The 12,540-nt window shown below is 72.6% G+C and carries 11 protein-coding genes; 8 read left to right on the top strand and 3 right to left on the bottom strand.

The features are described from left to right. Positions 1-35: 35 nt before the first annotated feature. From bagF to bagA, 3 genes are read right to left on the bottom strand one after another with little or no spacing between them, the layout of a single operon-like run. Positions 36-1,058: a phospho-2-dehydro-3-deoxyheptonate aldolase BagF/FevY gene (bagF, locus tag EBH09_RS15340; protein ID WP_238697323.1), complete on the bottom strand. Its 1,023-nt coding sequence runs from the start codon at positions 1,056-1,058 to the stop codon at positions 36-38. Between the two features lie 15 nt (positions 1,059-1,073). Next, entirely contained in the window at positions 1,074-2,402 is a 1,329-nt protein-coding gene (gene bagE / locus EBH09_RS15345) for a bagremycin/ferroverdin synthetase BagE/FevW (protein ID WP_238697324.1), read from the bottom strand. Then, complete coding sequence (gene bagA / locus EBH09_RS15350) at positions 2,399-3,988, bottom strand: bagremycin/ferroverdin biosynthesis tyrosine ammonia-lyase BagA/FevW (protein ID WP_121747821.1); 1,590 nt, start codon at positions 3,986-3,988, stop codon at positions 2,399-2,401. Before bagA ends, bagE begins: the two co-directional genes overlap by 4 nt. Before the next feature lie 169 nt (positions 3,989-4,157). Here bagA and bagB point away from each other — a divergent pair, with 169 nt between their 5' ends. The 8 genes from bagB (at position 4,158) to EBH09_RS15390 (ending at position 12,466) form a co-directional block, all read left to right on the top strand. After that, entirely contained in the window at positions 4,158-4,931 is a 774-nt protein-coding gene (gene bagB / locus EBH09_RS15355) for a bagremycin/ferroverdin biosynthesis DhnA-type aldolase BagB/FevI (RefSeq protein ID WP_121747565.1), read from the top strand. An 18-nt stretch (positions 4,932-4,949) separates the two neighbouring features. After that, positions 4,950-6,056, top strand: a complete 1,107-nt coding sequence (bagC, locus tag EBH09_RS15360) for a bagremycin/ferroverdin biosynthesis 3,4-AHBA synthase BagC/FevH (RefSeq protein ID WP_121747566.1) — start codon at positions 4,950-4,952, stop codon at positions 6,054-6,056. Between the two features lie 4 nt (positions 6,057-6,060). Further along, positions 6,061-6,423, top strand: coding sequence for an SAV_915 family protein (locus EBH09_RS15365; protein ID WP_121747567.1), 363 nt, complete (start codon positions 6,061-6,063; stop codon positions 6,421-6,423). 119 nt (positions 6,424-6,542) lie between these two features. Next, positions 6,543-7,649 (top strand): LuxR family transcriptional regulator BagY/FevT, encoded by a 1,107-nt coding sequence (bagY, locus tag EBH09_RS15370; protein ID WP_121747568.1) that lies wholly within the window; start codon positions 6,543-6,545, stop codon positions 7,647-7,649. Positions 7,650-7,892: 243 nt separating this feature from the next. Then, on the top strand, positions 7,893-8,582 hold the full coding sequence (locus EBH09_RS15375) for a hypothetical protein (protein WP_153182664.1): 690 nt from the start codon (positions 7,893-7,895) through the stop codon (positions 8,580-8,582). Position 8,583: 1 nt separating this feature from the next. Then, positions 8,584-10,266 carry a GH3 auxin-responsive promoter family protein gene (locus EBH09_RS15380; protein WP_121747570.1) on the top strand — a complete coding sequence of 561 codons (1,683 nt, stop codon included), beginning with the start codon at positions 8,584-8,586 and terminating at the stop codon, positions 10,264-10,266. A 197-nt stretch (positions 10,267-10,463) separates the two neighbouring features. Then, on the top strand, positions 10,464-11,330 hold the full coding sequence (locus EBH09_RS15385) for an SAM-dependent methyltransferase (protein WP_121747571.1): 867 nt from the start codon (positions 10,464-10,466) through the stop codon (positions 11,328-11,330). Continuing rightward, on the top strand, positions 11,327-12,466 hold the full coding sequence (locus EBH09_RS15390; RefSeq protein WP_121747572.1) for a hypothetical protein: 1,140 nt from the start codon (positions 11,327-11,329) through the stop codon (positions 12,464-12,466). Before EBH09_RS15385 ends, EBH09_RS15390 begins: the two co-directional genes overlap by 4 nt. Positions 12,467-12,540 lie beyond the last annotated feature (74 nt).

Consider the following 12,540-nt stretch of genomic DNA (forward strand, 5'->3'; position numbering starts at 1 on the left):
ACCGGCCGCCGGACCGGGCCCGGCGGCCGTCGCCGTTACGGGAGGGAGGCGGCCCCGTCGAGGACCCGGTGCCCTGCGGGCAGCTCGCCGCGCATCGCCGCGCCGAGTTCCTCCAGATCCTCGTGGACGAGCGCCTGGGGCCCGTCGCACAGCGCCGTCGCCGGGTCGGGGTGCACGTCGATGATGACCCCGTCGGCCCCGACGGCCAGCGCCGCCCGGGTCAGCGGAAGCACCAGGTCGCGCCGCCCGCCCGAGTGCGAGGGATCGACGATGACGGGAAGGTGCGACAGCCGCTGGACGATGGGCACGGCGGAGATGTCCAGGGTGTTGCGGGTGGCCGTCTCGAACGTCCGGATGCCGCGTTCGCACAGCACGATGTCGAGGTTGCCGCGCTGCGCGACGTACTCGGCGGCCATCAGCCACTCCTCGATGGTCCCGGACATCCCCCGCTTGAGCATGACCGGCTTGTCCACGTCGCCGACGGCCTGCAGCAGCGCGAAGTTCTGCGCGTTGCGGGTGCCGATCTGCAGCATGTCGGCGTACGAGGCGACCAGTTCGACGTCGTGGGCGTCGACCACCTCGGTGACGACGGGCAGGCCGGTCTCGGCGCGCACGTCGGCGAGGATCTTCAGCCCGGCCTCGCCCAGGCCCTGGAAGGCGTAGGGAGAGGTCCTGGGCTTGAAGGCACCGCCCCGCAGGACGGTCGCGCCGGCCGCCCGGGCCATCAGCGCCGCCCGCAGCGTCTGCTCCGGCGTCTCCACCGCGCAGGGCCCGGCGATCAGCGCCGGCGCGCCGGGGCCGATCGCCGCCCCGCCCACACGGACCACCGAACGGTCCGGGTGGCTCTCCCTGCTGATCAGCTTGTACGGCACCGAGATGCGCACCACCTCGGCGACCCCGCGCAGGGCGCCGAGGCTGAGCGTGCCGAACTGCTCGATGTCGCCGACCAGTCCGACGACGGTACGGCTCGTCCCGCGGCTGACGAAGGCCTCGCCGCCCGCCGACTCGACCCGCGCGACGACCGCGGCGACGTCCGACGCCGTGGCGTGTGCGGCCATCACGATCACCATGTCTCAACCCCGGACAACGGCCTGCCCCCAGTCCTCGTCGGGCCCGAACAGCTTGCGCGGCTTCATGGCGTCCAGTTGCTCCGCCAGCAGCGCGGTCGGCACCAGCGTGCCCTCGGGCACCGCGCCGGCCACACAGGGCACCCCGAGTTCCGCCTCGACGGAAGCGGCGAGCGACGCGGCGGCCTCCGCGCCGTCCGGGCCGGGTGCCTCGAACTCGACGACCAGACGGTCCCGTTCGGCCCTGGCCCGCCAGAACAGCACGCCGTGGGAGGCGGGCAGCCGGTAGACCATCTCCTCCACCTGGATCTGCCCGAGGCGCCGCCCGGCGACCGTGTAGCCCTGGCCGAGCCGCCCCATGACCCGCACGGTGGGGAGTTGCCACCCGCAGGGGCAGTCCTCGTACCGCAGTTCCACCAGGTCTTCGAGGTTGTAGCGCACCAGCGGCATCGCCTCGCGGTACAGCGGGGTGATGACCAGCTGACCGGCGCCCTCGGCGGTGATCCGTCCGGTCTGCGGGTCGTAGATCTCCGGCAGCACCCGGTCGGCCCAGAAGTGCATCCGGCCGTACGGGCAGTCGCTGCCCAGCGGGCCGACCTCGGTGCAGCCGTACTCCTCGATGACCGGGGCGCCCCAGATCTCCTCGATCCGGCGGCGGCGCGCGTTGCTCATCGGTTCGCCCGCCACGTACAGCGCCCGCAGCGACTTGAAGGAGCCGGCGGGGCAGCCGGCGGCCTTGGCCGCCGCGACCCACAGCAGGCACTCGCTCGGCGTCGACCAGGTCAGCGTCACCTCCAGGTCGCGCAGCACGCGCACGACCCGCGAGTAGGGCACCGCGAGCGAGCGGCAGTCGCCGGGGACGACGGTCGCGCCGCCGCGCATGGCGGCCCAGTGGGCCATGTGCCCGGCGAGCACCAGCCCGTAGGGGATGCGCACCAGCATGGTGTCCTCGGGACCGAGCGGGACGGTCTTGCGGACGAACCGGTCGGCCAGGTCGGCCCACTCCGCCTCGGTGAAGTAGGCGGGGGTCGGGTTGCCGGTGCTGCCGCTGGACTCGTGGTAGGACGCCAGGCGCTCCCTGGGCACGGCGAGCATGCCGAAGGGGTAGCTGTCGCGCAGGTCCGACTTCCCGGTGAGGCCCACCGTGGACAGCTCCTGCCCGGTCCCCAGCCGCTCGGCGTAGAACGGCGAGTCGAGAGCGTGCCGCAGCGTCGGCCCGATCCGTTCCCTCTGGAGCGCCCGCAGTTCGTCGAAGGTCTTCCAGTCACCGATGGCCGGCAGCGCCCCGGAGGCCGGACCGGAGGCGGCCGCCTCGGTGTTCAGGGCGACGGTCACGGATTGCCTCCCGCCCGGGCGGCCTCGGTGATGGCGCCGGAGGCGATCATCTCCACGACCGCGGTGATGTCGCCGTCCATCTGCCGGTCCTTGGCGGCGAACGGGACCTCCTTGCGGATGCGCGCGTGCACGGCCCTGGTGCGCGGGCTCATCTCGTCGACGCCGCGCAGCTCCACGGCCTGGCAGGCGGCGAGGAGATGGATGGCCGCGACCTCACGGGTCAGTTCGATCACGTTGCGCGCGTCGCGCGCCGCGATCGGGGCCATGCTGACCTTGTCCTGGTTGTGGGCCTCGGTGGAGCGGGAGAACGTGGAGGCCGGACCCGCGTGCTTGAGCGCCTCGGCGGTGAGCGCCGAGCACGCGATCTGCATGCCCTTGAAGCCGTGCTGGAGCCCGGCCTCGGTGTCGTCGTCGTCCACCCGGGCGATCAGGTTCGGGGTGAGACCGTTGTTGAACTTCTCGTCGACCAGGAGCGCGAGCTGCCGGTCGAGCAGGTCGGCGACGCCGGCGACGGCCGTCTTCAGCGAGTCCATCGCGGTGACGACGTGCCCGCCGTAGAAGTTGCCGCCGCTGTACACGGCGCCCGTGGAGGGGTCGAACAGCGGGTTGTCGCTGGAGGAGTTGATCTCCACGGTCATCCAGGTGCGGACCCAGTCGAGCATGTCCCGCAGCACGCCGTTGACGTGCGGGGCGCAGCGCAGCGAGTAGCGGTCCTGGATGCTGCGGGCGAGCTTCTGGTAGTGCCGGCCGTCCAGCGGGACGTTCAGGTCCACGACCTGGTCGTACGTCATCGCCAGCGAGGAGCCTTCGAGCATCTCGTGGATGAACGCGGCGCTGGCGCCCTGGCCGCTGTGCGGCTTCTCGTTGTGGATGAACGGCGCGTAGTGGCCCCGGTTGCCGAGCATCCCCTCGCCGGCCAGCGCGGTGCAGATGTCGGCGACGTCGGCGAGTTCGGCCGCCGCCTCGGTGTTCAGGACGGCGTACGCCGAGCTGAACGAGGTGCCGTTGATCAGCGCCAGCCCGTCCTTGGCCTCCAGCGTCACCGGTTCGAGGCCCAGCTCGGCCAGCACCTCCGCGGTCTGGCGGGTCTCGCCGCGGTGGCGCACCCTGCCCTGGCCGGTCAGGGCGTTGGCGAGGTAGCAGAGCGGGACCAGGTCACCGCTGGCGCCGACCGAGCCGCGCTCGGGGACGGCCGGCAGGATGTCGTACCGGAGGAAGTCCAGCAGCAGGTCCACGACGGGGAGGCTGACGCCGGAGTTGCCCCGGGCCAGGCAGTTGGCGCGAATCAGCACGGTGGCGCGCACGACCTCGTCGGAGGCCAGCGGACCGGTTCCGTTCAGGTGGTAGCGGATCAGCTCGTTCTGCAGTCGTGCGGTCTTCTCCGGTGATATCTGCCGGTTGACGCTGTCACCGAAACCCGTCGTCACCCCGTAAATGGGCTTGCCGGTCGCGAGGATCTCCAGCTTCAGGTTCCGGGACGCGTTCATCGCCCGCAACGCGTCCTCGGAGACCGCGAATTCCGAGCCTTCGCGGGATGCGGCGGCCACGGTCTGGGCGATGCTCAGGCCGTGCCCGTCAATCTTCATGGTCGTCACTTTGTGGACACCTTTCTCGCCGGTTGCCCACGAGTCTTGACCGCTGATGTTTCCCGTCGATATCGGAAAGGCGCCGCACGCGATATGCGGATGAGACGCCGAAGATACCCGCCCTCTTCAGGGTTGATCCAAGACCGGCACGGAGAAATGAGGAACCCCCATGATCTCCAATGGCGCGTTCGGCAGGCGGCTACGCCTGCGGCGCCTCTACCGAAACGACTCCGAACGGCTGCTGATCGTGCCGATGGACCATTCGGTGAGCCAGGGACCGATCACCGGCGGCGAAGGGCTCGACGCACTCGTGGGCCGGCTGGCCACCAACCGGGTGGACGCGATCGTCCTGCACAAGGGCAGTCTCCGGCACGTCGATCCCGCCTGGTTCGGCAGCACCTCGCTCATCGTCCATCTGAGCGCCAGTACCGTGCACGCTCCCGACCCGGACGCCAAGTACCTGGTGGCCGGCGTCGCGGAGAGCCTGCGGCTGGGCGCGGACGCGGTGAGCGTGCACGTCAACCTGGGCTCGGACGGCGAGCAGCAGCAGGTGTCCGACCTGGCGGCGGTCGCCGAGGCGTGCGACCGCTGGAACGTACCGCTGCTGGCGATGATGTACCCCCGCGGCCCCCGGATCAGCGATCCGCGCGACCCCGCGCTGGTGGCGCACGCGGTGACCCTGGCCGCCGATCTCGGCGCGGACCTGGTGAAGGCCCCGTACGTCGGCTCGGTGACGGAGATGAAGGAGATCGTCGCCCGCTCTCCCGTCCCGGTCATCACCGTCGGCGGCCCGCGCAACGACGACGAAGGCCAGGTCCTTGCCCACGTCGGCGAGGCGCTGAGCGCCGGGGTCGCGGGCGTGGCCATGGGCCGCAACGTTTTCGAGGCGCCCGATCCCGGCGTCATGGCCGGGAAGCTGGCCGACCTCATCCACAGTGAGTGACCACTAGGAGCCCTGCACATGAAGCTCAGTTGGCTGGACATCCGAGGCGTCGACGAGGCGCGGGACGCCATCGTCCAGGAAGCGCTGCACCAGCGGGTCGACGGCATCGTCGCGGCGGACCCGGCATCCCTGGAGGGCCTGCCCCCGACCGTCACCAAGGTGCTGTTCCCCCGCGGCAAGACCCTCCCGGAGGACTTCGGCGAGGCCACCGTCGTCATCGTGGACCCCGACTTCCACAAGATCACCCCTGCCGAGCTGCGGCTCGCGCACCCGGGGCTGGAGTTCGGCCGGTTCGTGGAGATCGTCGACGCGAAGACGCTGGAGGACGCCTGTCAGTCGGCGCGCACCGAGCAGTGGAGCCTGCTGCTGTTCCGCGACCCGACCAAGATCCCGCTGGAGATCGTCATCGCGGCGTCCGCCGCCGCCCGGGGCAGCCTGATCACGGTCGCGGCCGACGTCGAGGAGGCCGAGATCATCTTCGGCGTGCTGGAGCACGGCTCCGACGGCGTCATGATGGCGCCCCGCAAGGTCGGCGACGCCACCGCCCTGAAGGCCGTGGTCAACGCCGAGACCCCCGACCTGGTCCTGACCGAGCTGGAGGTCGTCGGCACGGAGCACGTCGGCATGGGCGAGCGTGCCTGCGTCGACACCTGCACCTACTTCCGCGAGGACGAGGGCATCCTGGTCGGGTCGCACTCCAAGGGCATGATCCTCTGCGTCAGCGAGACGCACCCGCTGCCGTACATGCCGACCCGCCCGTTCCGGGTGAACGCCGGCGCCATCCACTCGTACACGCTGTCCAAGGACGGCCGGACCAACTACCTCAGCGAGCTGAAGGCCGGCAGCAAGGTCGTGGCGTCCGACGTCGAGGGCCGCACCCGGCTCGTCACCGTCGGCCGGGTCAAGATCGAGACCAGGCCGCTGATCTCGGTGAACGCGGTCTCCACCGACGGCCGCGAGGTCAATCTGATCCTCCAGGACGACTGGCACGTGCGGGTGCTCGGCCCGGGCGGCAAGGTCCTCAACAGCACCGAGCTGAAGCCCGGTGACAAGGTGCTCGGCTTCCTGCCGACGGAGGACCGGCACGTCGGCTACCCGCTCGACGAGTTCTGCCTCGAGACGTGACGTAGTGAACGCGCTCCTGTACGTCCCGGTCCGGGTCGGCGACCTCGACGGCGCGGTGGCCGTCGTGCGCACGGCCCGGCCGGGCGCCGGTACGGAACGGGTCGGCCTCGCCTTCACCCGCGAGGAACGGCTCCGCGCCGCGCTGGGCCCCACCCAGCGCTGGATCCGGCTGTCCCGGCCCGCGCTCCTGACGCTGCTCGGACCACTGGGCATCGAGCACGTCCGGATCGACCCGCTCTACGTCGGACCGGAGATACCGAGGATGCCGGAGGCGGCCGGCCTGCCGACCGTGGACATCCGCGGGGACGGGGCCGTCCTGACCGGCCCGCGGCGGTACGCGCAGTGGCTCCCGGACGACGTGTGGTGACGGCCGGCTCCGGCCGGTGTCACCACCCCGGGGCCGCCAAGTGGCGTACGGTGGGGCCAGGTTGTGACAGGCAAGGCTGACTCTTCATCCGTAGACCACCCCGGAACGGAGTGCCGGAGATGCCCACTGCTCTCGGTCGCGACGAACTCCTCCTGCGCGCCGGACGCGCGGACAGCCCGCACACGCTGTTCAGCACGCTGGCGACACAACTGCGCAGGGCGGTCCCGTACGACGCCGCCGTCTGGCGGGCCACCGACCCGGAGACCGGCATGATCACTTCGCCGATCTTCGCGGAGAACATCGAGGATCACAGCTGTGCCGTCTACTGGCAGTACGAGCTGTTCACGGAGAAGATCAACCTGTTCCGGGACCTCGCGCTGGCGCCGGTACCGGTGGCGAGCCTGTGGGAGACCACGGGGGGCGAGCCCGAGCGCAGTTCCCTGTACCGGGGTTTTCTGGCGCCGCGCGGGGTGCACGACGAGTTGCGGGCCGTGCTGCGGGTGGACGGCCGGCCCCACGGGTACATCAGCCTGTTCCGGGAGAAGGGACGGGCCGAGTTCTCCACCGGGGAGCGCAGGTTCATGGAGGACCTGGGCACGCCCGTCGCCCGCCTGCTCAGGGCGTACGCCAAACAGCGCCCCGAGCCCTCCGGTGATGCTCTGACCGGCACCGGGCTGCTGCTGTTCGACGCCGAGGGCGCCCTCGTCTCGGTCAACGACGAGGCACGGCGCTATCTGGAGGAGATGCCGAAGGGTCCCGCCTCGCTCACCGCGCTCGGTCTGCGCGTGCCCCTGTGGGTGCACGGCACCGCGATGCGGGCCAGGGCGATCGCCGAGGAGCGCGGCGGGGACACCGCGCGGATCAGGATGCGCACCCGCACCGGCCGCTGGCTGGTGTGCCACGCGTCCTGCCTGCGCGGGGCCGACGGGCGCCCGGGCGCCTCCGCGGTGATCATCGAACGCGCCCCGGTCTCCGACGTCACGCCGCTCGTCGTGCAGGCCTACGAGTTGTCGGAACGGGAGCTGGAGGTCACCCGGCGGGTGGCGCGCGGCCTGTCCACCAGCGGGATCTCCGAGGAGCTGCACCTGTCGCCGCACACGGTGCGCGACCACATCAAGGCGATCTTCGAGAAGCTCGGCGTGTCCAGCCGCGGCGAGTTGGTGGGCCGGCTGTTCACCGAGTACTACGAGCCCGTGGATTCGTCCCCCACCGGCCGGCGGAGCTAGCACCCGGCCCGCCGCCGCGGATCAGGCGGCGGGCCCCGGGCCCGGCACGCGCGCCGAGAACCGGCACAACCCGAAGAACCGACCGCGGCGCGGCCCCGCGCGGGCCGCCGTACGAGCGGCCGTGCCCACGCGCGCCCGCGGCCGTGCGCAGGGCCGGCATGTGCTCCGAGCGGCACGTGCTCGAACCGGCACGTGCTCGGACCGGCATCGGACCGGCCACGGATCAGCTACCAGGAAGTGAAGATGCCGACCTCACCCATGCCGTACGGCGCACCTCCGTACGCGCCGCCCCGGGCCGACGGCCCGGAATTCACCGTCCTGCTCGGTCCGGACTACTCGGGGAAGTCGTCGGTGCTGCGGCGTCTCGCCGACAGCGGTCGCTGGACGGTGGTCACCTGCGACCAGGCACCACTCGACACCGACTACGCGCTGATCGGCCGGGCCCGCCGGGAACTGCTGTCCGAGGCGCTGAGGGCTCCGGCCGGACGCTACTCGCCGGACATCCTCCTCACCCTGCTGCAGCTGGCCGTGGTGCACATGCGCGACCGCGTGACCGGCGCACCGCCCGGACGCCCGGTGATCGTGGACTCCTACTACCTGAAGATCATGGCCAAGTGCACGCTGCTCGGGTACGCCAATCCGTCGTTGTTCTCCTGGTGGCGGTCGTTCCCGCAGCCCGCCCGGGTCGTCTACCTCGACGTTCCGTCCGCCGTCGCCTGGGAGCGCAGCGGGCGGGGAGCGGCGCTGAACCCGATGGAGCACTACGGCGACACACCCACCGAGGAAGCGTTCACCCGGTTCCAGGACGATCTGCGCGACTTGCTGCACGCGGAGGTGGCGGGCATGGAAGTGACCACCCTCGAACCGGGCTCCGGCATCGACCGTGCCGTCGACGCCGTCGCGCACGCGACGGGACACCGGGCCGGTGTCTGACATGGAAGCAGAACTGTTCCCCGCGTACCGGGAAAGGGTGCTGGCCGAGCGGGCCGGGCTGCGGACGGCTCTCGGCGACGTGCGTGCGGCACAGGACGGCGCACTGCGGCACCTGCTGAGCGCGAACGCCGACACCGAGTTCGGGCGGCGGCACGGCTTCGCCCGCTGCCGGAACGTCGACGACTTCCGCGCGGCCGTCCCCATCGCCGACTACGAGGCCCTCCGCCCCTGGATGGAGGCCGCCGCGGCCGGCCGGGCGAACGTGCTGAGCGCCGATCTCCCCGTGGTCTTCTTCAAGAGCAGCGGCAGCACCGGCGACAGCAAACGGATACCGGTCACCCGGGAGTTCATGCGGACCTCCTTCTTCCCGCCCTACTACGCGGCCTGGGCGAACATCGTCGAACACCACCCGGAGGCCGTCCGCAGGCCCGACGCCACGCTCAACCTCAAGCACGACCCCGCGCCCGCCGCGGACGCGACCCGCTCCGGACGCCCCCATCTCGGCGCCAGCCAGGTCGACTTCGGCCGGGCCTTCGGTGAGCGGCTGTCGGCGGAACCGGGCAGCCGCGCCCCCTGGAGCACCCTGCCGTCGTTCGTGGACCCGGCCGACCACCCGCGGCGCGACTACGTACGGCTGCGCACCGCCATGGCGCACGACGTGCGGTGTGTCATCGGCATCAACCCCGCCGTGGTGGCCGCGCTGCCCCACCAACTGGTCCAGTGGTGGCCGCGCCTGGTCAAGGACGTGTACGACGGCACGGTCGACGGCCGTCCGGGACCCGCCCCCGACCCGGAGCGCGCCCGGCTGCTGGACCGGCTCGCCGAACGCGCGGGCACCCCGCTGCCCGCCCATGTCTGGCCGCGCATGGAAGTGCTGTTCTGCTGGACCACCGGACTGGCCTCCCTCTATCTCCCCCGGCTGCGTGAGGTGTTCGGGCCCGGGGTGAGCGCGCTGCCCGCCCCCGCGGCGGCGTCGGAGGGCTTCGTCGCCGTGGCGCTGGACCGGCATCCCACGGCCGGCTCGCCCGCGGTCACCGGCGGGCTGCTGGAGTTCGTCGACGCCGACGAGGAACTGTCGCCCGGCAGCGACACGCTGCTCTGCGACGAACTGGCGGCAGGCGGCGAGTACCACGTCGTCCTCAGCCATGTCGGCGGCCTCTACCGGTACGCCCTCGGTGACGTGGTGCGCGTCGTGGACCGGGCCGGGGGCGTGCCCCGGCTCGAGTACGCCGGCCGGCGCACCCTTTCCGACGCCGCCGGTGAGCGGCTGCGCGAGGGGCACGTGGTGAGCGCCCTGCACGGCGCGACGCGTGCCACCGGTCTGGAGATCCGCAACGCCACCTGCCGGGTGACCGGGCGCCCCGCGCGGCCGGGCGCGCCGGAGTCCGGTGCGGACGGCCCACGGGGGTACGCCTTCGCCGTGGAGCCGTTCGGCCGCTGGTCGCGCGAGGAGACCGGGGCCTTCGCCCGGGCCCTGGACGGCGCGCTCGCCGGGCGGTCCGACGGCTACCGGGCGGCTCGCGCGAGCGCCCGCCTCGGCGCTGTCGACGTGCACCGCGTGGCGCCGGGCGGCTTCGCCGCCGACTGGCAGGCCAGGGTCGCCCGGGGCACGCGGCCGGCGCAGGTGAAGGACCGGGTCTTCCAGAACGACGACGCGGCGTGGCGCCGGCTGCTGGGCACCTGAACGGCCCCCCGCACCCGCCGGGCGCCGCCAGAACAGGGGGGCGGGCCCTTCCCGGCAGCAGAACGAGCACCCGCGCCCGCCGGGCGCCGAAGAACAGGCGGGCGGGCCCTTCCCGACACCAGAGCAGGCGCCCCCGGGCGCCGTCAGAACCGGCGGCCGACGCCCGACCGGCATCTTCCCCTCTTCAAGGAGCAAGCGTGGAAACCCTCGACGCGGTCGCCAGGACCTCCCTCCTCACGGCGGCACTGCGGGCCCAGGAGAGCCGGCGCCCGGACCGGTTGTTCCGCGATCCGTTCGCCGCCCGGCTGGCCGGCGTCCTCGGCACCGACCTGTTCGGCCGGATCGGCGACGCCACCCGGCCGAACCGCGCCGGCCCCGCGGAGCCCGTACCGAGCACGTTCGCCTACAACGCGATCAGGACCCGGTACTTCGACGATCTCCTGCTCGCCCGCGTCGCTGAGGCCGACCGGCCCCAGGTCGTGATCGCCGCGGCCGGCATGGACACCCGGGCCCACCGGCTGCCCTGGCCGCGCCCGGTCGACGTCTTCGAACTCGATCGCGCGGACGTCCTCGCCGCCAAGGAGTCGGTGCTGCGCGCCGAACCGGCGCCCCCGCCGGCGACCCGGCACCGGGTCGGCGCCGACCTGCTCGGCCCGGACTGGAGCGCCGCGCTCACCGAGGCCGGCTACGACCCTGGCCGGCCTTCCATCTGGCTGCTCGAAGGATTCCTCTACTACCTCACGCGGGAACAGGTCGGCCAGGTACTGAGCCGGGTGCGGGACGCCACCGCCCCCGGCAGCACGGTCGCCGCGGACCTGGTGAGCGCCACCGCCCTCACCGCGCCCGCCGTCGCGCCGCTGCTCGCGGTGTTCGAGAGCTGGGGCTGCCCGTGGCTGTCCGGGCACGACAAGCCGGAGGCGCTCTTCGCCGAGTACGGCGTCGCGGCGACGGTCCGGCAACCCGGCGAGCCCGGCGCCGACTTCGGCCGCTGGCCCGACCCGGTCCCCCCGCGGGGCGTCCCCGGGGTCGGGCGCGTCTTCCTCGTCCACGGCCGGCGCCTGTGACCGCGCCCCGCCCCAGGGTGCTGATCGCGCCGGTCACCGTCACGCCCACCAAGGCGCTCGGCCTCAGCCACCTCAAGGGACTGCTGTGGGTGGACGTGATGTACCGCGCCACGCGGATGCTGGACGACCACGACGTCGACTACCTCTACAGCAACACGGCCTTCAACGGCACCCGGCAGACCGCCGGCTTCTGGGAGTACCTCGACCGCGTCCACGGCGACGCCGACCTGAGCACCGCCACCGAGGACGAAGTGGGCCTGCTCTACACGGAGTTCCAGACCCGCGGCGACCCGCCCGGCGACGCTGCCCTGCTGCCGTACGTCCGCGCCGTCGAGCAGACCGGCTGGACCCACCCGGTGAGCCGGCGGCTGCTGGAGCTGTGGCGCGGCCACTTCGCCTGGCTGGGCATGCACGACCCGGGGCTCACCGCCACGCGGCGGCCGGGGCTCGGGTTCGAGGAGACGGTCGAACGGCTCGCCAAGCACGGACTCTGCCTGGACACGCGCGACGACGGCGGCCCCGTCTACCTGGACGCCACCGCCCAGGGGCTGCCCCTGCGCCCCGCCACGTCCGCCACGGGCCTCCCCAACTACCTGGGCTGCGCCCTGCGGGACCTGCTGCCGGCGGCGGAGGAGTACGACGAGATCGTCCTGCTCCACGACCGCGAGCTGACGGAGGACTACGTCCTGCTGCAGAAACTCCTCGGTGCGCTCGGCGGCGCCCGTGCGCACCGGGTCTGTCTGGACCGGGTTCCGCTGGACGGCGCGGTGCGCTCCAGTCGGCACGGCGTCGCCCACGCGCACACCGTCGCCGGGCTGGCCGGCGCGCTGCGGGACCACGCGTCACCGGAGGCCGTCCGGCTCGGCACGAGGCTGTACTTCGTCGCCGGCCTCGGCAAGGGCGTGAACGGGCAGTCCTACCGCGAGGACCTCCTGCGCCAGACCGTCGAGCGCGCCGCCGGACTGCTCGCCCGCGAGGACCCGGCGTCCGCCACGGAGGCTCCGGACGCCCCGGAGTTCGTGCGCCGGCAGACCGGCGGGCGGGCCCACGTGGATCCCTACCGGCTCACCTCCGCGCTGCTGCGCAGGCACCAGCGGGTGCCGTTGCGCGCCGTGGCCGACGCCGTCTACCTCTGACCGCCCGGCAGAAGGAGCACCACCCGTGTTCACCCAGCAGTACCTCCGGGAGCACGCCGAACGCCGTGTCCGGG

It is taken from the genome of Streptomyces sp. E2N166 (assembly GCF_003671715.1).
Classification (GTDB): domain Bacteria; phylum Actinomycetota; class Actinomycetes; order Streptomycetales; family Streptomycetaceae; genus Streptomyces; species Streptomyces thinghirensis.